The organism is Micromonospora sp. NPDC000089 (assembly GCF_042899365.1).
Classification (GTDB): Bacteria; Actinomycetota; Actinomycetes; order Mycobacteriales; family Micromonosporaceae; genus Micromonospora.
Genome location: NZ_JBIAZT010000007.1, coordinates 97,416 through 116,460 on the forward strand (window position 1 = coordinate 97,416; position 19,045 = coordinate 116,460).

A 19,045-nucleotide genomic window follows, 5' to 3' on the forward strand; every position below is an offset into this window, starting at 1 on the left:
CGAACGGCCAACCGGTCCGCGCCGGTCGGCCACCGACCGCGCCCGGTAGCGTGACCGGGTGCGGCAAACCACGACGGTACGCCCCGAAGCGCGCCCGACCCCGGTCCGCCCGGCCGGCTGGTGGTACGACGGGCTGCTGCTCGCCGCCCTGGTCGCGCTGACCGTGGCGCTCGCCACCGGCCACCTGTTGGGGCTGGACCGGGCGGTCGCCGACTGGGCGGACGAGCACCGGCCCACGGCCGCGTACTGGGTGGCCTTCGTGCTCAACTTCCTGGGTCAGGGCACCCCGCTGACGCTGATCGCCGCCGGGCTGGGCGTGCTGCTGGCCGTCCGGCTGCGCTCGGTGCGCCCGGTGCTGCCGCCGGTGGCCGCGTTCCTGCTCACCAACCTGACCATCGGGCCGCTCAAGCTCTGGACCGACCGGGCCGCGCCGAGCGCCAGCGTCAAACCGCCGTACCTGCCGGAGGCCGACACCATCCAGCTCTTCCACACCGCCGGGCGCTACGGCATGTCGTACCCGTCGGGGCACGTGGCCAACGCGATCGTCTGGTACGGGATCATCGCGCTGCTGCTCGGGCCGCTGCTGGCCACCCTCGGCGGCCGGCGGCTGCCGGACCGGCTGCTCACCGCCGTGCGGGTGCTGCCGCCGCTGATCGTGCTGTGCACCACCACCTACCTGGGCTGGCACTGGCTGACCGACTCGGTGGCCGGGCTGCTGCTCGGGCTGCTGCTGGACCGGCTGCTGCGCCGGGTGCCCTGGGACACGCTGCCGTTGCCCGGCCGGTTGCGCCGGTGGGACCGCCCGTTCACCTCGTACCCCTAGGGTCTGCGCTCGTGGATCGACTCGCGCGCCGGCTGGGCGTACCGGATGCGGTGGTGATCGGGCTCGGCGCCATGCTGGGCGCGGGCGTCTTCGTGGTGTTCGCCCCGGCCGCCGCGACGGCCGGCGGCGCCGGGCTGCTGGTGGCGCTGGCGCTGGCCGGGCTGATCGCGTTCTGCAACGCGACCAGCTCCGCCCGGCTCGCCGCCCGCTACCCGGAATCCGGCGGCAGCTACGTGTACGGGCGGGAGCGGCTCGGCCCGTTCGCCGGCTTCCTGGCCGGCTGGGGTTTCGTGGTCGGCAAGACGGCGAGCTGCGCGGCGATGGCGCTGACCATCGGCGCGTACCTCTGGCCGGGGCAGGCCCGGCTCGTCGCGGTGGCCGCGGTGCTGGCGGTGACCGCGGTGAACCTGCGCGGCATCGCCAAGACCGCGGCCGCGACGAAGGCCCTGGTCGTGGTGGTGCTCGCGGTGCTCGCCCTGGTCGTGCTGACCGGGGTGGCGGCCGGGCACGTCCAGCTCGACCGGCTCGGCGCGGGCGGCGGCTCGGCGGGCGGGGTGCTCACCGCCGCCGGCCTGCTCTTCTTCGCCTTCGCCGGGTACGCCCGGATCGCCACCCTGGGCGAGGAGGTGCGCGAGCCGGAGCGGACCATCCCCCGCGCGGTGCCGCTCGCCCTCGGTGTGGTGCTGGCGGTCTACCTGGTGCTCGCCGTGGTCACGGTCGGTGTGCTCGGGGCCGACCGGTTGGCCGCCTCCGCCGCGCCCCTGGCCGACGTGGTGACCGCGGCCGGGCTGCCCGGGCTGGCCTGGGTGGTCCGGGCCGGGGCCACCGTGGCGGTGACCGGGGTCCTGCTCTCGCTGCTCGCCGGAGTCGGGCGCACCACCCTGGCGATGGCCCGCCGCCGGGACCTGCCCGGCGCGCTGGCCGCCGTCGACCCGACCCGCCAGGTGCCGCTGCGGGCCGAGCTGGCGGTGGCCGCGGTGGTGATCGTGGTGGTGGCGCTCGGCGACGTCCGCGGGGCGATCGGCTTCTCCAGCTGCACGGTGCTGGTCTACTACGCGATCACCAACGCGGCGGCGCTGACGTTGGGACGGGACCCGGCGCGGAAGCTGCCCGTCCGGCTCCTCGCCGCGCTGGGGCTGGTCGGCTGCCTGCTGCTCGCGGTCAACCTGCCGGTCGTCAGCGTGCTGGCCGGCTTCGGCGTGCTCGTCCTCGGCGCACTCTGGTACACCCTGCGCCACCGCCGCCCGGCCACCTGACCACCCCCGCCGCTCTCACTCCGTCTCGCGGGGGTGGCCGGTGCCGGCGTAGGTCAGCCACACCGTGCGCCGTTCGTCGTCGATCAGGTACCAGATGCGGCCGCCGCCGGTGACCTCGTACTGCCAGCGCTCCAACTCTTGCCCCTTCCAGGAGCCGGAGCCGAGGGTGCCCTTGAGCCGGTGCTGACGTTCGGGGGCGGTACGCGCCCGCGGATCCGCGCGGATCGCCTCGTAAGCACGCCGCAGGTTGGCGGGTGCCTGTCGGGCCAGCTGCTCCCAACCGTCGACAGCGGCCGAATCGGCGAAGCGCAGTTCGTACTCCGTTCCGACGGCGGGTGGGGCCGCGCGGCCCCCTCGCTTCGGAGTCACGGGCGCGCGTCGGGGGCGGGCACCGGACCGAGGTCGGCGGCCGGTTCCCGGGTCAGCAGCTCCAGCAGCGTCGGGTCGGCGTGGATCTCGGCGGTGTGCCGCCACTGGGTCAGCAGCACCGCGACCGGCGACAGGTTCTCCAGCGACGCCGCGCCCTGGGCGACCGTGACCAGCTCGTCGAGCAGCAGGTCGACGTCGACCGCGGGCAGGAAGGAGACCCAGGGCAGGGCCTCGCCCAGCACCCGTCGCACCACGTCGGTCGGCTCGGACCGCACCAACCCGGCCAGCAGGCGGGCGGTGAAGTCGACGACCACGGCGTCGCGCTCCAGCTGGTCGGCGCGGGTCAGCGCCAGATCACCGGCGCCCCGCCGCCGCAGCCGCAGCGCGCGCACCCGGTCGAGTCGGTCGGCGGCGGCGGCGGGCTTGTGCAGGAACTCGCTGAACGGAAGTTCTTCGTAGACTGCGGACACGACTTCCACACTACCGTGGAAGTCGGCGTTTTCGGGGGCCGTCCTCGCTCAATCCGCGTTGTCGTCGGCGCGTTGGCTCGGTGGCCGCCCGGGCGGCCGGTCCTCAGCGGGCGGCCGGTCCGGCCCCGCCGGCGGGGCGGAACCAGGCGTGGGGGTGGCCCGGGAGCCGGGCGTCGGCGGGCGACCGGGGCCGGGCTCGCCGACGCGTACCGGTGGGGTGGTCTCCCGGATCAGGGCGTCCAGCCCGGCGCGGCGGGCGACCACCGTCAGCCGGTCGCCCGCGTTGATCACCATCCGGCGGTCGGCCCCCCAGTCGGTGCGCCCGGCCCGGGTGTGCGCGAGCAGGCGCACCTCGCCCGGGCGGGCCACCGCGGCGAGCGGCCGGCCGTCCAGCGCGGCACCGGCGCCGACCGGCACGTCGACCACCAGCAGGGCGTGCCGGTCCACCGGGATGGTGGCGATCACCGCCCGGTCCAGCAGGGCGGCGGTGAACGACGGCGCGGCCAGGTACGACACGCTGCGCGAGGTGCCGATGCCGAAGGCCCGCTGGATCCGCTCGGCGAAGTCGCCGTCGAACAGCCGCAGCACCACCCGCAGGTCGGGGCTGAGCGCCTGGGCGGTCAGCGCGGCCCGCAGGTTCACCCCGTCGTCGGTGGAGACCACCACCAGCGCCTGGCAGTGCTCCACGGACGCCGACCGCAGCGTCTCCTCCCGGGCCGCGTCACCGACGATCAGCGGGACGCCGAGCCGGCGGGCCAGCTCGGCGCCCCGGGCGTCCGGCAGCCGGTCGATGGCCACCACCTCCACGCCGAAGTCGCGCAGCTGGGCCATCACCCGGGTGCCGATGTTGCCCAGCCCGACCACCACCACGTGCCCGGCCCGGTACGGCTGGATCCGCCCGTCGTGCAGGGCCAGCCGGGCGTTCACGATGCCGTCGACCACCACGGCGGTGATCAGCGGGATCAGCGCCAGGCCGGCCAGGTTCAGCACCACCTGCATGACCTGGGCGGCGGCCGGCTTGTTGACGTCCGGGTCCTGACCGCTGAGCGTGGTGACCAGCGTGAGGTAGAGCGCCTCGTTCCAGCTGACGTCCGCCGCCCGCCCGTTCAGCCAGCCGAGCACGGCGATCACGCTCAGCAGCACCAGCACCGCGATGCCGATCTTGCGGGTGGCGAAGCTGCGTACCGCCCGCAGCAGCACCGCCATCGGCCGTCGTCGGCGGCGGGCCCGGACCAGCCGGCGGGCCGCCAACTCGGTGCCGACCGGCGCGCCGGTGGCCTCGGCGATCACCACGTCGGCCGTCGACTCGTCGGCGGGCAGCACCGCCACCCCGTCCGGATCGGTGGTGTCGGCCACGCCGCAGACCACGTCGGCCGGGCGGACGTCCTCGCGGCGGGCCACGTACATGGTGCGGCCGGCGTGCCGGAAGTGGGTGGGGGCGACCTCACCGAGGGCGGCCGCCACGAAGGCCGGCGCGGCCATCGAGGCGTCCGACAGCACCGCCGACTGCGGAAACAGCTGGCGGACCCCGTTGGCCAGACTGGTGTTGAACATCCGCACCACCAGCCGCAGCCGGGGCTCGACCTCCTGGGCGCAGAGCGCGGCGTGCATGTTGCCCACGTCGTCCTGGTGCAGCAGCGCGAGACCGGCCGCGCCGGCCAGCCCGGCGCGGTGGAACACCCCCTCGTCCATCCGGTTCGCGGTGATCACGTGCACGCCGGGCAGGTCCCGGCCGTCCGGCCCATCGGTGCGGCGGCGTTCCGGCACCACCAGGGTGACCCGAACCCGGGCGCCGGACACCTCGCTGGCGAGCAGCGCCTTGACCACCCGATGCGCCAGCGGGTCGGAGCCGCAGACCACGTAGTGCGGGCGGGTGTCACCGTTGATCCGCAGCCGCCAGCCCTTCACCCGGGCCCGGTCGCGCAGAGGATCCGCCATGCCCGGATGGTAGTCAGCCGCTCGCACTCGGCGCAGCCCCCGGTGATCATCGAGCAGGCATGGCCGGCCGCGACCCGGGTAGATCAGCCGCATGCAGACCTTCCTCCCGTACCCGGACTTCCTGGCCAGCGCCCGGGCGCTGGACCAGAAGCGGTTGGGCAAGCAGCGGGTGGAGACCATCCAGGTGCTGCGCGGGCTGACCCGGCCGGGCTACGGCTGGCGCAACCATCCGGCGGTGAAGATGTGGGCCGGCTACGAGGAGGCGTTGACCCGGTACGGGCTGGACATGTGCGCGGTGTGGTGCGAGCCGGGACGGGCCGACACCTGCGCCGCCACCATGGTCACCGACCTCACCGCCGCCTGCGGCGTGACCACCGTCCGCACCCAGGCCGAGCTGGCCGCCGTCGGTGAGCTGCCGCCGTGGCTGGGCCGCGACGACCTGCACCTGAGCCACCGCTCGTCGCTGCTGCGCAAGGACCCCGAGCACTACCGGCCCCGGTTCGGCGACGTCCCGCCCGACCTGGAGTACGTCTGGCCCGGCTCGGACCGGGAACGGCGCTGCCTGCTGCCGCCGGACGCCTGACCGGGCAGACTGGGGGCTCGGTCGGTCGGGAAGGTGCACATGGCGCTGTCGCAAGTGGTGGGTCGGCTCATCGGCGTACGCGAGCACGAGGTGGACCCGGGCGGTGGTGGCGCCCCGCGTGTGCCGCGCCCGGTCACCGCCGTGGTGGTCGGTGGCGGGATCGCCGGCATGTCGGCGGCGGTGGTGCTCGCCGAACGCGGGGTGGACGTGACGGTGCTGGAGGCGGCGCCGACCCTCGGCGGCCGGCTCGGCGCCTGGCCGGAGGCGCTGGCCGACGGCCCGCAGCAGAACGAGCACGGCTTCCACGCGTTCTTCCGGCAGTACTACAACTGGCGGTCGATCCTGCGGCGGGTCGACCCGGGGCTGGGCTTCCTCAAGCCGATCCCCGGCTACCCGATCCTGTCCGCGCAGTGGCCCACCGAGGAGTTCGGCAAGCTGCCGCCCGCGCCGCCGGCGAACCTGCTCGCCCTGCTGGCCCGCAGCCCCAGCCTGCGCCTGGCCGACCTGCGCACGATGGACCGGGACGCGGCCCTGCCGCTGCTCACCTACGACCCGGTACGCACCTACGCCGAGTTCGACGAGCGGACCGCCGACGAGCTGCTCGGCTCGCTGCGCCTGCCGGACCGGGCCCGGGCGATGCTCTTCGAGGTCTTCTCGCACTCGTTCTTCAACCACGAGGCGGAGATGTCGGCCGCCGAGATGATCGCCCAGTTCCACTTCTACCTGCTCGGCAACCCGGAGGGGCTGGCGTTCGACTGCCCGGACTCCGACTACGGCACGGCGATCTGGCAGCCGCTGGCTCGGCACGTGGACAAGCACGGCGGCCGGGTGCTCACCGGCGCCGCCGCGACCCGGCTGGACCGCGCACCGGAGGGCTGGCGGGTGACCACCGCGGACGGCACGGTCCACGCCGCCGGGCACGTGGTGCTCGCCGTCGACCCGCCCGCGCTCGCCGCGCTGGTCGCCGCCTCCCCCGGCCTGGTCGCGGCGGCGCCCGGGCTGGTGGAGCGGATGCCCGCGTTCGGTCGCCCCGGCCCGCCGTACGCGGTGGCGCGGTACTGGATGGACGGCGACGTACGCGCCGACCGGGCGGTGTTCAACGGCGTGTCCCGGCAGCCCACGCTGGACTCGGTGACGCTCTACCACCGGCTGGAGAACGAACCGCGCCGCTGGGCGGAGCGCACCGGCGGTTCCGTGGTGGAGTTGCACGCGTACGCCTGCGAGCCGGACGTTCCGGCCGAGGAGCTGGCCGAGCGGATGCGGGTCGAGCTGGTCGCGCTCTGGCCGGAGGCGGCCGCGCTGCGGGTCCGCGAGCTGCGCGCCCGGGTGGAGGCGCAGGCGCCGGCGTTCACCCCGGGCAGCCACGCCACCCGCCCGGGGGTACGCACCGACGCCGAGGGCCTCTACCTGGCCGGGGACGGCATCTCCACCGAGTTCCCCAGCGCGCTGATGGAGCGTTCGGCGGCCACCGGGATCATCGCGGCCAACCACATCCTGCGCGGCGTGGGCGCGGCGGCCGAACCGGTCCGCTCGATCCGCCCCCGGGGGCTGCTGGCCCGCCGCTGACCGTCCCGCGCCCTCCTACCCGGCCCACGGCTGCCGGCACGGCGCGACGCCGTGGTGGCCGGCACGCGCGCGGTCGGGCGACGCCCTGGTCGGGGGCGCCATGGTGGGAGGGGTGTCCTGGTCCGGGTGCCCCCGGTCGAGGGCGGCCTGGCCGGAGGCGGCCTGGCCGGAGGCGGCCTGGCCGGAGGCGGCCTGGCCGGCAGCCGCATTCGGTCACAAGCGATATGACTCTGCGGTATAAAAATGCCGCAGAGTCATATCGCTTGTGGCACCGAATGGGGGCTGGCCACTACGAAGGGTAATGCCGCTGGAAGCCGGCGGCAGGAGCGGCGGCCCGGCGGCAGGAGCGGCGAGCGGCGGTCCGGCGCCACGCCGGGACCGGCCGCAGGCAGCCCAGCCGCGCTGTCGGCCACACTCGGCTTACACGTCGAAGCGTCGATGATTATGCGATTTGACCCTTTTCGCATACGGAACCGTCCTACCCTCGACTGACGTTGATCGAGGCCGCGACCGGGCGGCACGGGAGGGCGGGAGGGTGGCGGCGCACGGGGTCGGCGGGGCCGCGGGCCTAGCCGAGGAGAGCGGCCGGGACGACGCGTACGGGCTGCTCCGCGACGAGCGGGCCTGCATCGGCACCGCGCTGCGCCTCGGCTGGTGGATGGCCGACGCGTACCACCACGCGCAGACCGCCGACCTGGCGGCCACCGACGAGCCACCCGCCGTCGCGCCCGCGAAGCTCTCCAACCTCACCGAGATGTCCGGCCCCGACCGGATGCGGATGTACCTGGACGGGGTGGAGGTGGCGCTGGCCCAGATCGCCGCGCTGACCGACGCGCGGCGGCCCGGCCCCTCGCCGGCCGCCGCCCGCGCGCAGACCGCCGGTGAACCGCTGCTGCTCGCGCTGGACGCGCTCAACGTCGAGGTACTGCGCTGGGCGATGGCCACCAACCACCGGGTCGGGCTGGCGTACCGGCTGGGTCGGTCGCTCGCCGACACGGTCCGCCGGGGTGCCGCCGACCGGCTCACGCACCGCTTCGGCGGCCGGCAGATCGAGATCAGCCGGTGGCTCGACGAGCTGGCCAGCGTGCTCCCGCCGTACTCCTCGGCGGTGGTCCGCCGCTCCCTGGCGGCCTGGGCGGACGCGGTCACCCGGGCCGGGTTCGGCGACCCGGCCGAGGCCGGCGCCGGCGAGCTGGCCCGGGAGCTGCGCAACCAGGGCGACCTGTGGCGCGGCGTGCTCACCGGCGGCCTGCACCCGCGCGACCTGCTCGACGAGGAGGACTGGGCGGTGATCGCCCGCAACCTGATCATCCGGGACCGGAAGCTGGTGGTGCAGGCCGCGCGCGGGGTGTTCTGGCCGGTGCTCGTACCCCTGCTGGTGGTGCTCGGCGCGGTGGTCGGGGTGAGCGCCGCCGCGGCGGCCGGCTCGCCGACCACCCGGGCGGCGGTGGCCCTGGTCGGCCTCGGCGCCGGGCTGACCGCCGTCTGGCGCTCGGTCTCCGGCCCGGCCCTCACGGTCGCCGCCCAGGTCAACCGGCCGCTGCTGGACAGCGAACTGGTCGCCCGGATGACCGAGCGGATCAGTCGACCACTGGCCGCCGCCCGCGCCGCCGCGCGCACCGGGCGGCAGCGCCGGCCGGACCGCGACGGGGTGCCATCGAAATCCGTTGCCCCCGTCTCCGGGGTCGACCTACCGTGATCACGCAAGGCCGACCAGTCCACCGGGAGCTCGCCATGTCGTTGTCGCACCTGACGTGCGCGTGGCCGACGCTGCCCGGTGACGGTCGCCGAGCCGAAGGTACCCGGGGCGGGGAGCCCGACTGACGCGTGCGCCCGCACGCGACCAGCCGCCCGTCCGCACCGGACCGGGCGGCTTTTTTCGCTGCCCGGCCGGTCCGCCGCCGAACGTGGAAGGAGAGCCCGGTGGACGCCGTCCTCGTCATCAACGCCGACCTCGGCCCGCTGCACCGGGTCACCGTGCAGCACGCGATCCGGATGCTCTGCCGCCGGGTCGCCGAGATCCACGAGGCCGAGCCGGACCAGCTGATCGGGGTCTTCCCGGTCCCCCGGGTGGTCCGCCTCGTCCGGTACGTGGTGACCCGCTGGCGGTTCAGCGCCGGGCCGGCCTGGTCCCGGGCCGGCGTGCTGCGCCGCGACGGCCGGTGCTGCGCGTACTGCGGCGGGCCGGCCAGCACCGTCGACCACGTGCTGCCCCGCTCCCGCGGCGGCCGGAACACGTGGCGCAACACCACCGCCGCCTGCTACGCCTGCAACCAGCGCAAAGGCGACCGGACGCCGGCCGAGGCGGCCATGCCGCTGCGGCGGGAGCCGGCCGTACCGGGCTGGGCGGCGTTCGCCGGGCGGTGACAGACCGGCCGGCGGGCACAGGGGGCCGCGCCCGGGGTACGCCCCGGCGCGGCGCCCGCCGGCCCTCCCGCCACTCAGTGGTGAGACGCCTCCGAACCGGCACCCGGCCCGATCCCACCGGACGGCGGGGACGCGGGCGCCGGATGGGCGCGCAGAAAGGCGTCGGCGAGCCGGGCGTCCCGGCGCATCTGCCACCACGCGACGGCGAACAGGGCGGCCATCAGTGTCGCGAACCCCAGCCAGAACCAGGTGAAACGCGTGAACGCCTGACCGGCGAAGAAGATCACCAGCCCGACCTGGATCCAGATCGCCGAGACCTGGCCACGCATCCCCTCGGCGAGCCGCCGCAGCAACGGCAGCTCCTGGTCGGTGACCGGTCCGCCTCGACGGACCCGCTTGATCATCGCGTTGCGGTCGACCCAGCGCACGGCCCAGAGCGGGGACTGCCGGTTGCGCCGGTACCAGCCGTTGCGCACCAGCCGGACCAGCGCGACGATCTCGATGATCAACCCCGCGGCGGCGATCACCCAGCCGAGCACCCGCAGCCAACCTGGCGGGTCACCCTCCCGGAACAGCGCGTCGCCCCCACCGGTGACGGCGATGATCGCCCCGAGCGCCCCGGCGAGTACGCCGACACCGGTGAACGCCAGTCGGAACCGCCGCCGCCCCCATCGGATCGCACGCGACTCGTCATCATGATCGTCCACTGTGCCCCCCGTCGCCGCCGTGCGGGGAACCTACCCGTCCGTCAGCTCGACGCAAACCGGTGGGCCGGCGGAGATGGGCGTACAGCAAGCGCCCGTAGGCCGCCGGGCGCGGCCGATTCAGGCGACAACGGCGTCCTCACCGGGAGCTCTCCTTGATCAGGGGGCGCAGCCCACCGCCGGCGCACCTCGCGCTGACCTCGCTCGTGTTGGTCGGCGAGACGAGCACCACCCGGACCTCGTCCGCCGGGCCGGGGTGGTATTCCTCCACCCGGTAACCGAGCACCGGGACGAGTGCCACCACCCGGGCGGTCGAGCCGGTGCAGAGCACGGTGACCACGCCCCCGAGGGCGGTGATGGGCAGCCCTACAGGCAGGCCCCCTGGCGAGCTCGCACCGGCGGACGGACGGGTCGGGGCCACGGTGGGGGCGGGGGTCGGTGCGGCGGAGCCGCCCGCGGCGCCCGGGCGCCCGGTCGAGGACGACGGGGGCGCCGGATTGCCGGGGGCCGGGCCGGAACCACTCGGGCCGGCACCGGGAGGTGGGGGGGCGCCCCCCCCGCCCCCCCCGCCCCCGGCCCCCCCCCGGGCCGGCCCCCGGGGGGCCCCCCCCCCCGCGGGCCCCCCCCCGGGGGGCGGGGTGGGGGGGGGGCGGGCGGGCCCCCCCGGGGGCCCCCCGGGGGGGGGCCGCCGCCCCCCCCCGCCCCCCCGGGACCGGTCGCACCGGGCGTGCCGGAACCGGTGGTGCCACCCGCGCGGCTCGCACCGTCCGTGGTGGACGCCGCGGTGGCTCCGCCGGGAGCCCGGCCGGGTGGCAGGGCACCCGGCCCGGCGACGTCGCCGCCCTGCCCGCCCGGCCAGGGGAGGTTCCGCATGACGGCCAGCGACAGCACCACCAGCACCACCGCGCCGAAGACCAGCAACACGGGACGCCGGGCTGCCGCACGACCACCCGACCGCTCCGGGCCGGCGTCCCCGCCGAGCCCTTCCGAGAAGGCCGGGTCGGGAGCGGAGTCGACCACCGCACCCGGGCCACCGGCCGCCCGGGGCAGCGCGGCTGCCGACAGCACCGCTGCCGCTTCCTCGGCGGACGGGCGAGCCACCGGGTCCTTCGCCAGGCAACGCCGGCAGAGCTGGTGCACCTCGTCCGGCACCCCCGGCACCGGGGGCAGGGGCATCGGATCGACGTACGCGTGGGACCGCAGCATCTGGGTGGTCGTCTCGTTCTCCCAGGGCAGTCGAGCGGTGAGCACCCGGTGCAGGAGCAGACCGAGGGCGTACACGTCCGACGCCGGGGTCACCTCGCCGACGGTGAGCCGCTCCGGGGCGAGGTAGGCGGGCGTACCCATCAGCTGACCATCGAAGTCGACCTCCGGATCCCCGGTGGCCGCGGCGATGCCGAAGTCGACGACCTTGGCGCCGGTGGGGGTGAGCATGACGTTGCCCGCTTTGATGTCCCGATGCACGAGACCCCGCTCGTGGGCCGCCGCCAACGCGCCGGCCACCTCGGCGCAGACCCGTAACGCCGCCGGCGCCGGCAGCGGCCCGTCGGCCAGCCGTCGCGCGAGGCTGATACCGGGCAGCAGCTCCATCACCACGTACGGCACCCACTCGCCCGACGGCCCGGTTGACTCGCCGTAGTCGTACACGTTGGTGATGTTCGGATGGGACAGCCGGGCGGCGGACAGCGCCTCCGCCCGGATCCGGCGGCGCGCGGCGACGTCGGAGCCGGCGAGCAGCTTGATCGCGACGTCCCGCTCCAGCACCTCGTCGTGGCCGTAGTGCACCACCGACATGCCGCCGGCACCCAGCCGCTCGCCGAGTCGGTACCGTCCACCGAGGACTATGTGGTTCTCCACCGGCTCAGCCTGCCAGAGACAACCGTCATCGGCAGACCCACCGAGCCCGGGCCTCCGTGGCCCACATCCATCGACGGATCTGCCAGGAGCGGCCCGGCGGCCACCCGGACGGGCGCGACCGATCGGCCCCTACGAGGTCAGCCTGCCGGTGCCGGCGGGGACGGCGCGGGAGCCGGATGGGCGCGCAGGAAGGCGTCGGCGAGCCGAGCGTCCCGGAACAACCACCACCACGCGACGCAGAACAGCACGGTGAAGGGCGCGGCGAAGGCCCACCACAACCAGCCGAAGTGCAGCAACGCCTGCCCGGCCAGCAGCAGCGTGATGCCTGCCTGTGACCAGGCCAGCCGGGTCTGGCCAACCGCCTGCTCCGCGGTGTACCGCAACAACGGCAGGTCGTCGGCAGATGCCGGGCCACCGCGGCGGACCACTCTGGCCAGCTCACGCCCGCGCTCCACGCTCATCACCCGAAGCGGGGCATCCCGGTTCCGTCGATTGGCACGGAAGAGCACGACCAGGCCGCCGATCTCCAGCAGCAGGCCCGACGCCGCCACGATCCAGCCGATGGTGCGCAGCCAACCAGGTGGGTCGCCCTCGAAGGCCGTGGTGCCGGCCCGTGCCAGGGCCACCGCGTCGAGGACCAGCACCGCCACCACCACCAGGGTGATGCCCACGATCCACGGCAGATGGGACTGCCGGGCCGTTTTCCGCCGAGGAGAATCGTCGTCCACTGTGACCCCCGTACCAGTCGAGGTCACCTCGTACCCATCGACGGGGGTCGGCGAAACGGCGGTCAGTGCCGGCCGGGCGGCGCCCAGCGGAAGTCGGGCGCCCGGCGCTCGTGGTGGGCGGCGACCCCCTCGCGGGCCTCACCGCTGTCCCGCACCTTCCGGTGCCACCAGGCGAGCCGGGCGGGGTTCGCCCGGTCGTCCACGATCTCCTTGGCGGCGGTGACGCTCAGCTGGGAGCGCTGGGCGATGGCCGCGGTGACCGCGTCGACCCGGGCGGGGAGGTCGTCGACCACCTCGTCCACCAGGCCCACCCGCAGCGCCCGCTCGGCGTCGATCAGCTCGGCGGTGAAGAGCAGGAACTTCGCGGTGGACGGGCCGACCAGCCGGGTCAGCCGGCGGGTGGTCGGCGCCGGATAGACCAGCCCCAGCCGGGCCGGCGGTACGCCGAACCGGGCGTCAGACGCGGCGATCCGCAGGTCGCAGGCGACGGCGAGCTGGCAGCCGCCGCCGACGCAGGGACCCTGGACGGCGGCGATGGTGGGCTTGGCGAACCCGGCCAGCCGCTCCTCGGCGGCCACCGCGATGCTGTGGTCACCGGCGTCCAGCAGCTCGTCGAGGTCGCCCAGGTCGGCGCCGGCGCAGAAGGTGCCCCCGGCCCCGGTCAGCACCAGCACCCGTACGGCCGGGTCGCCCTCCAGCTCGTCCAGCAGCACCGGCAACCGTCGCCACATGGCCGGGGTCATCGCGTTGCGCCGCCCCGGGTTGTGGATGGTCACCGTCGCCACCGCGCCGGTCACGCCCACGGTCAGCTCCGCGTCCGACACCGCCACCACCCCTTTCGCGGCCGGCCGGCGCGTGCCGGTGCCGTCCCGGCGACCATAACGGCGCGGGCCCGGCGGCCACCCGCGAGGGCTGGCCGCCGGGCCCGAATTCACGCGAACGTCAGCTGACGGTGACCGCGGTGTCGTCGATCACGAAGGACGTCTGCAGCGAGGAGTCCTCGGTGCCGGCGAACTTCAGGGTGACGGTCTGGCCGGCGTACGCGGCCAGCGAGAACGACTTCACCGCGTACCCGGGGGCCTTGTCGAGGTTCGACCAGGTGCCCAGGGTGCCCAGCACGGTGCCGGACGGGCTGAGCACCTGCACCCGCAGCGTGTCGTGCGCCGTGGTGGTGCCGCTCTCCGCCGAGTCGACGTGCAGCCAGAAGCTGAAGTCGTACGCCTCGCAGCCGGTCGGCAGGGTCACCGACTGGCTGAGCGTGTCGGTGTGCGCGCTGCCGTAGCCGTTCAGCCAGGCGTTGCGGGTGCCGGTGCGGGCCGGCTGGCCACCGAACGTCCCGATCACGCCGGTGGTGGTGGCCCACGGCGTGGTGCCGGCTTCGAAGCCGGCGTTGCCGAGCTTCTGGCCCGGGCTGGGGCAGCCCATGCTCGGGTCCTTGACGGTCAGCGTGAAGGTCGCCACGTGCCCGACCGAACCGGTGCCGCTGACGGTGATCGGGTAGGTCCCGGCCGGGGTGGTGATCGCGGTGGCGATGCTCAGCAGCGCCACGTGGCCCGCCTGCACGGAGCCCGGGTTGAAGGTGACCCGGGTGTCGGCCGGCAGGCCGGTGGCGGAGAGGGTCACCGTCTGGATGCTGCCGGCGGTGACGGCGGTGACGACACCGATGGTGGTCGAGCTGCCCCGGAAGAGCGAGGCGGAGGCCGGCGACAGGGTGACCGAGAAGTCGTTGCCGGTCGCCGTGCAGGTCGCGTCGTTGCCGGTCACGTTCACCGCGGTCCACGCCGCCTGCACGGCCTTGTACTCGCCCGAGCAGGCGCCGTACAGGTCGGCGGCCGCGCGCAGGGTGTACGCCCGGGCGGTGTTCGACGGGTTGGCGGTGTTGACGTACGAGGTGTTCGAGGTGAAGTACACGTCGAGCGCCCGGTACCAGATCTGCTCAGCCTTGGCCCGGCCGATGCCGGTCATCCCGGCCCGCCCGGCGCACACCGGCGAGTTGCCCAGGCCGTGATCGCCGGTGCCCTCGGCCAGGTTGAAGAAGAAGTGGTTGCCGACCCCGGACGAGTAGTGCACGTCCTTGTTCTTCGTGGCGGTCGACCAGCAGCTGTCCGAGCCGCCGTCCAGCGAGGGGTTGTACATGTAGCGCAACGGGGTGTTGTTCCCGTTGATGTTGATCTTCTCGCCGATCTGGTAGTCGCCCGGGTCGGCGGCGTTGTTCGCGTAGAACTCGACGGCGGTGCCGAAGATGTCGCTGGTGGCCTCGTTCAGGCCGCCGGACTCGCCGTCGTAGGTGAGGCCGCCGGGCACCAGGTTGTCGGTGACGCCGTGGCTCATCTCGTGCCCGGCCACGTCGAGCGACACCAGCGGGCGGGAGTTGTTGACCCCGTCGCCGTACGTCATCCGGGAGCCGTCCCAGTAGGCGTTGTCGTAGCTCTGCCCGTAGTGGACCCGGCTGGGCACGCCGCGACCGTCGCCGAAGATGCCGTTACGGCCGTGCACGTTCTTGTAGTAGTCGAACGTGGTGGCCGCGCCGAAGTGGGCGTCGACCGCGGCACGCTGCCGGGTGTCGGTGTCGCCCCAGCTGTTGTCGGCGTTGCTGACCGTGGTGCAGGTCGTGGTGGTGTTCTTCATGTCGCAGGTCGAGTTGTCGCCGTGCGACGGGTCGATCAGCTGGTACGTGGTGGCGGCCAGCGTGGTGTCGACCGGAACGGTGCCGGAGTACACCCCGGTGCCGGTGCCGGCGACCGACTCGATCTCGTCGTACGAGCCGATCACCCGGCCGGTGGCGGCGTCGACGATGACGTGCAGCCGGGACGGCGTCTGCCGGTCGGCCTTCCAGCCGGTGGCGACGGTCTCCCAGGCGAGCCGGCCCCGCCCGGAGCTGGCGTCGACGAAGAGCTCCGGCGCGCGCACGCCGGTCAGCCGGCCGGTGAACGCCCGGCGGGCGGTCGACCGGGCCGTGGTCGCGGAGACCCTGGGCGTGGTGCCCAGGGTCAGCGGGGCGGCCAGCCCCACCGAGGCGCCGGCGTAGTCACCGCCGGGCGCGGTGTGGATGACGAAGTCACCGCCGTACACCCGCAGGCCGTGGTAGCTGCGGCGGTAGCGGGTGTGCGCCGCCCCGTCGCCGTCCACCTTGGTGCGGACCGGCTGGTACGTCTCCCCGCCGGCACCCTGCACGAGGCCGGGGTGGTCGCGCAGAACGGTCGCGGCCCGCGCCGCCGGGGACGGGGCCGCGGCGGTGGCCCCGGGCCTGGCCTGTGCCGTGGCGGCGACGCCGGTCAGCATGCCGCCGGCGAGCAAGGCGGCGCCGACGGCGGCCAAGGGTCTTTTCACGAGCCCTCCTGACAAGGGGGAGTGACGAAGGGGGTGCGACGCACGGAGGAGGAGCGGAGGGTGGAAGCGCGTCCGGCCCGCGACGTCGGTCGGCGGGAGGATGAGCCCGCGGAGGGAACCCAACGGCGTCGATGCACGTCCGAACGGCATGAGATCATCCGCCCCCGCCGTTGTCAAGATCATGGCCGTTGCCGCCCTGTTGACCGGTTGCACCGCGACCGACCCGGGCACCCCCGCGCCGTCGTCCTCCGTCCCGGTGGCCGGCGCGTCTCCGTCCGCCCCCGCGACCGCCCCGCCGTCGGCGTCCGCGCCCACCGCCACCGCGCCGGGCGCCGCCACCCCGAGTGGGCCGGCCACCGGCGCCAACGACCCGGCGGCCGGTCAGGTGGTGCTGGTCCGCACCGGCGGCTTCGCCGGTCGCACCGACATGGTGACCGTCGAGCCGAACGGGCGCTGGACGGTGGCCACCAAGGGCGGCAAGCCGCGTACCGGGCAGCTCTCCCCCGCCGACCTCGACCGGCTGCGGGCGCTGGCGCGTACCGCCGGGCAGGCCGGCCCGGCCCCGAGCCCGCGCTGCGCGGACACCTACACGTACCGGCTGACCGCGCCGACCGGCACCGCGATCTGGACCGACTGCCCGACCGGCCCGAAGCCACCGGCGGCCGCGACGGCCGCGGCGCAGCTGCTGCTCAAGGCCACCGCCACCGGCTGAGGCCCGCGGTCACCAGCCGGGCGCGGCGGCCAGCAGCGCCCGGCGTACCGCGCGCACCTCGCGCCGCCCGGCCGCACCGGCCCGGGTGGCCAGGAAGAGGGTGTTGAGCGGGGGCACGGCCGGCGCGAGCAGCGTGCGCAGCGCGCCGGAGGCCAGCTCACCCCGGCAGAGGTACGTGGGCAGCACGCTGGCCCCGGCGCCGGCCAGCACCGCCGCCTTCACCGCCCGCAGGTCGGCCACCACCAGGCTCGGGGCGCGGGTGAGCCGGGCCTCGAACACCGTCCGCCACCAGCGCCGCACGATCGGCGCCTCCTCCGCGTACGCCACCAGCGGCACGTCCCGCAGCGCCTGGGCGGTGACCGGCCGGTCCAGCCGATCCGCCCAGGCGGGCGCGGCGACCAGGGCGAACTCCTCGTCGTAGAGCGGGTCCACGGTGAGCCCCCGGCGCCGGGGCCGGACGCTGCTGATCGCCAGGTCGAGCCGGCCCGCCGCGACGTCGTCGAGCAGCTGGTCGGGCAGGCCGGCCGAGACGCGCAGCTCCAGCCCATCGGCGACCGGCCCGGCCAGGGCGGGCAGGGCCAGCTCGGCGAGGAACTCGGCGGGCCCGCCGAGGAAGACCGTCCGGGGGTACGGGGTGGCCGAGTCGTCGGCGAGCACGGCGTCCAGCCGATCCAGCGGCTCGGCCACCCGGCGGGCCAGCTCGTCCCCGGCCGGGGTGGCCAGCACCCCGCGGGGCACCCGGTCGAACAGCGGCCGGCCGACCGCCTCCTCCAGGCTGCGCAGTTGGGCGGTGACGGTCGGCTGGGCCAGCCCGAGCAGCTCGGCGGCCGCCGTGATCGACCCCGAGCGGTGCACGGCCAGGAAGCTGCGGAGCAGGTCGAGGGACACCTTCACATCAGCAAACCTATCGCCGGTGTGGCGTTCGCCTATTGGCCGACTATCGGTTCCCGCGCCAGCATGGGGGCATGACTCGTGCACTCATCGCTCTGACCAGCCATCGTGAGCTCGGCAACACCGGCAAGGAGACCGGCTTCTACGTCGGCGAGGCCGCCGAGCCGTGGGAGACGTTCCGCGCCGCCGGATGGGACGTGGACCTGGTGTCGGTGGCCGGCGGTCAGCCGCCGCAGGACGGCCGGGACGAGAACGACAAGACCCAGAACGACTTCCTGGCGACCGCCGGCGTCGAGCGCACCCCGAAGGCCGCGGACGTCGACCCGGCCGGGTACGACGTGATCGTCTTCGCCGGCGGCCACGGTGCCATGTGGGACTTCCCGGACAACCCGGACCTGGCCCGGATCGCCGCCTCGATCTACGAGCGCGGCGGCGTGGTCTCCGCCGTCTGCCACGGCCCCGCGGCCCTGGTGAACCTGAAGCTCACCGACGGTTCGCACCTGGTGGCGGGCAAGCGGGTGGCCGGCTTCACCAACGCCGAGGAGAACGCGGTCGGCCTCTCCGACGAGGTGCCGTTCCTGCTCGCCGACAAGCTCACCGCGGCCGGCGCGACCCACGTGCCCGCCCCGGACTTCACCGAGCAGGTCGTCGTCGACGGTCGCCTGGTCACCGGGCAGAACCCGCAGTCGGCCCGGGCCATGGCCGAGGCCATCGTCAAGGCCGTCCAGGCCTGACCCGAGGCATCGTCAAGGCCGTCCAGGCCTGCCGGCGCCGCCGTTCCACCGCACACCCGCCGTCGCGGCCGTCCGCGCGGCGGGTGTGCGCGTCTTGGTCACACCCGGTAGTCCGCGGGCAGGCCGGTCCCGCGCAGCTCCGCCGGCAGGTGGGCGACGTCGTTGAAGGCGATCAGGCTGGGCGGCCCGGCCGAGCTGTACCGGATCACCGTCAGGCCGGCGTTGTGCTGGTTGAGCCCCAGCCACCGCCGCTCCGGCGCGTCGAGCGCGTGCCGCACCAGCCACCCGATCAGGAAGGTGTGGGTGATCACCAGCTCCCGGACGTCACCCTCGGCCGGTGGCCCGGCGAACCGGGCCACCGCGTCCGCCGTCCGTCGCGGCCCGTCCACCCGCTCGGCTGCCGAGTAGCCGGCCAGCAGATCGGCGTACGGCTGGGGCAGGCCGGCCGGGTCGGTGTCGTGCGGCAGGTGGTCGCCGGCCAGCTCGGTGGCGTACACCGGGATGCCCGGCAGGGCGGCGGTGACCAGCTCGGCGGTCTCCGCGGCCCGGCGCAGCGGCCCGTGGTGGACGGCCCGGAACGGCATCCCGCGCAGCCGCTGCCCGAGCAGCGTGGCCTGCTGGCGACCCCGCGCGGAGAGGCCGACCGACGGCGACTCCTCCTCGGCGCGGTCCTGTTCGCCGTGCCGGACCAGGTAGAGCAGGCGGCTCGCCATCGAT

The 19,045-nt window shown here is 75.1% G+C and carries 19 protein-coding genes; 8 read left to right on the forward strand and 11 right to left on the reverse strand.

Going from position 1 to position 19,045, the window contains the following annotated elements; translation table 11 throughout:
• Positions 1-58: 58 nt before the first annotated feature.
• Both ACFY3U_RS15245 and ACFY3U_RS15250 read left to right on the forward strand, forming a co-directional pair.
• Positions 59-823 carry a phosphatase PAP2 family protein gene (locus tag ACFY3U_RS15245; RefSeq protein ID WP_387200946.1) on the forward strand — a complete coding sequence of 255 codons (765 nt, stop codon included), beginning with the start codon at positions 59-61 and terminating at the stop codon, positions 821-823.
• A gap of 11 nt (positions 824-834) precedes the next feature.
• On the forward strand, positions 835-2,079 hold the full coding sequence (locus tag ACFY3U_RS15250) for an APC family permease (protein ID WP_387200949.1): 1,245 nt from the start codon (positions 835-837) through the stop codon (positions 2,077-2,079).
• Positions 2,080-2,094: 15 nt separating this feature from the next.
• On the opposite strand, the gene ACFY3U_RS15255 is transcribed toward ACFY3U_RS15250, so the two are convergent.
• The 3 genes from ACFY3U_RS15255 to ACFY3U_RS15265 are packed head-to-tail and all read right to left on the reverse strand — an operon-like array spanning position 2,095 to position 4,856.
• Positions 2,095-2,448 (reverse strand): hypothetical protein, encoded by a 354-nt coding sequence (locus tag ACFY3U_RS15255; protein ID WP_387200952.1) that lies wholly within the window; start codon positions 2,446-2,448, stop codon positions 2,095-2,097.
• Entirely contained in the window at positions 2,445-2,918 is a 474-nt protein-coding gene (locus ACFY3U_RS15260) for a hypothetical protein (protein WP_387200955.1), read from the reverse strand. Before ACFY3U_RS15260 ends, ACFY3U_RS15255 begins: the two co-directional genes overlap by 4 nt.
• Positions 2,919-2,966: 48 nt before the next feature.
• Positions 2,967-4,856, reverse strand: coding sequence for a potassium channel family protein (locus ACFY3U_RS15265; RefSeq protein WP_387200958.1), 1,890 nt, complete (start codon positions 4,854-4,856; stop codon positions 2,967-2,969).
• Positions 4,857-4,947: 91 nt separating this feature from the next.
• Between ACFY3U_RS15265 and ACFY3U_RS15270 the strand changes: the two genes are divergently transcribed.
• The 4 genes from ACFY3U_RS15270 (at position 4,948) to ACFY3U_RS15285 (ending at position 9,372) form a co-directional block, all read left to right on the forward strand.
• Positions 4,948-5,439: an MSMEG_6728 family protein gene (locus tag ACFY3U_RS15270; protein ID WP_387200961.1), complete on the forward strand. Its 492-nt coding sequence runs from the start codon at positions 4,948-4,950 to the stop codon at positions 5,437-5,439.
• Positions 5,440-5,478: 39 nt separating this feature from the next.
• On the forward strand, positions 5,479-7,005 hold the full coding sequence (locus ACFY3U_RS15275; RefSeq protein ID WP_387200964.1) for an FAD-dependent oxidoreductase: 1,527 nt from the start codon (positions 5,479-5,481) through the stop codon (positions 7,003-7,005).
• Between the two features lie 535 nt (positions 7,006-7,540).
• A complete protein-coding gene (locus ACFY3U_RS15280) occupies positions 7,541-8,704 on the forward strand; it encodes a hypothetical protein (protein WP_387200967.1) in 1,164 nt (387 codons plus the stop codon).
• Between the two features lie 224 nt (positions 8,705-8,928).
• Positions 8,929-9,372 (forward strand): HNH endonuclease, encoded by a 444-nt coding sequence (locus ACFY3U_RS15285; protein ID WP_387200969.1) that lies wholly within the window; start codon positions 8,929-8,931, stop codon positions 9,370-9,372.
• A gap of 74 nt (positions 9,373-9,446) precedes the next feature.
• Here the strand turns inward: ACFY3U_RS15285 and ACFY3U_RS15290 are convergent, their stop codons facing one another.
• The 6 genes from ACFY3U_RS15290 to ACFY3U_RS15315 all read right to left on the reverse strand — a co-directional run bounded on the left by ACFY3U_RS15290 (position 9,447) and on the right by ACFY3U_RS15315 (position 15,991).
• Positions 9,447-10,079, reverse strand: coding sequence for a hypothetical protein (locus tag ACFY3U_RS15290; RefSeq protein ID WP_387200972.1), 633 nt, complete (start codon positions 10,077-10,079; stop codon positions 9,447-9,449).
• A gap of 136 nt (positions 10,080-10,215) precedes the next feature.
• On the reverse strand, positions 10,216-10,416 hold the full coding sequence (locus ACFY3U_RS15295; protein WP_387200974.1) for a hypothetical protein: 201 nt from the start codon (positions 10,414-10,416) through the stop codon (positions 10,216-10,218).
• Between the two features lie 26 nt (positions 10,417-10,442).
• The gene (locus ACFY3U_RS15300) at positions 10,443-11,933 is read right to left on the reverse strand and encodes a serine/threonine-protein kinase (protein ID WP_387200977.1); all 1,491 of its coding nucleotides are present in this window, start codon (positions 11,931-11,933) and stop codon (positions 10,443-10,445) included.
• Between the two features lie 137 nt (positions 11,934-12,070).
• The gene (locus ACFY3U_RS15305) at positions 12,071-12,604 is read right to left on the reverse strand and encodes a hypothetical protein (RefSeq protein WP_387200980.1); all 534 of its coding nucleotides are present in this window, start codon (positions 12,602-12,604) and stop codon (positions 12,071-12,073) included.
• Positions 12,605-12,723: 119 nt separating this feature from the next.
• The gene (locus ACFY3U_RS15310) at positions 12,724-13,491 is read right to left on the reverse strand and encodes an enoyl-CoA hydratase/isomerase family protein (RefSeq protein WP_387200982.1); all 768 of its coding nucleotides are present in this window, start codon (positions 13,489-13,491) and stop codon (positions 12,724-12,726) included.
• A 112-nt stretch (positions 13,492-13,603) separates the two neighbouring features.
• Entirely contained in the window at positions 13,604-15,991 is a 2,388-nt protein-coding gene (locus ACFY3U_RS15315; protein ID WP_387200985.1) for a M4 family metallopeptidase, read from the reverse strand.
• A 181-nt stretch (positions 15,992-16,172) separates the two neighbouring features.
• Between ACFY3U_RS15315 and ACFY3U_RS15320 the strand changes: the two genes are divergently transcribed.
• Complete coding sequence (locus ACFY3U_RS15320; RefSeq protein WP_387200987.1) at positions 16,173-16,703, forward strand: hypothetical protein; 531 nt, start codon at positions 16,173-16,175, stop codon at positions 16,701-16,703.
• Positions 16,704-16,712: 9 nt separating this feature from the next.
• Here the strand turns inward: ACFY3U_RS15320 and ACFY3U_RS15325 are convergent, their stop codons facing one another.
• Positions 16,713-17,597, reverse strand: a complete 885-nt coding sequence (locus tag ACFY3U_RS15325) for a LysR family transcriptional regulator (protein ID WP_387200990.1) — start codon at positions 17,595-17,597, stop codon at positions 16,713-16,715.
• Between the two features lie 71 nt (positions 17,598-17,668).
• Between ACFY3U_RS15325 and ACFY3U_RS15330 the strand changes: the two genes are divergently transcribed.
• A complete protein-coding gene (locus ACFY3U_RS15330; RefSeq protein WP_387200993.1) occupies positions 17,669-18,328 on the forward strand; it encodes a type 1 glutamine amidotransferase domain-containing protein in 660 nt (219 codons plus the stop codon).
• A gap of 98 nt (positions 18,329-18,426) precedes the next feature.
• Here ACFY3U_RS15330 and ACFY3U_RS15335 read toward each other — a convergent pair whose 3' ends face one another.
• Positions 18,427-19,041: a histidine phosphatase family protein gene (locus tag ACFY3U_RS15335; RefSeq protein ID WP_387200996.1), complete on the reverse strand. Its 615-nt coding sequence runs from the start codon at positions 19,039-19,041 to the stop codon at positions 18,427-18,429.
• Between the last annotated feature and the right edge of the window lie 4 nt (positions 19,042-19,045).

Bases quoted from the DNA above. Each gene is read 5' to 3' on its own strand.
- ACFY3U_RS15275 (WP_387200964.1), top strand. From the start codon at position 5,479: ATGGCGCTGTCGCAAGTGGTGGGTCGGCTCATCGGCGTACGCGAGCAC.
- ACFY3U_RS15330 (WP_387200993.1), top strand. From the start codon at position 17,669: ATGACTCGTGCACTCATCGCTCTGACCAGCCATCGTGAGCTCGGCAAC.
- ACFY3U_RS15265 (WP_387200958.1), bottom strand. From the start codon at position 4,856: ATGGCGGATCCTCTGCGCGACCGGGCCCGGGTGAAGGGCTGGCGGCTG.
- ACFY3U_RS15320 (WP_387200987.1), top strand. From the start codon at position 16,173: ATGGCCGTTGCCGCCCTGTTGACCGGTTGCACCGCGACCGACCCGGGC.
- ACFY3U_RS15270 (WP_387200961.1), top strand. From the start codon at position 4,948: ATGCAGACCTTCCTCCCGTACCCGGACTTCCTGGCCAGCGCCCGGGCG.
- ACFY3U_RS15335 (WP_387200996.1), bottom strand. From the start codon at position 19,041: ATGGCGAGCCGCCTGCTCTACCTGGTCCGGCACGGCGAACAGGACCGC.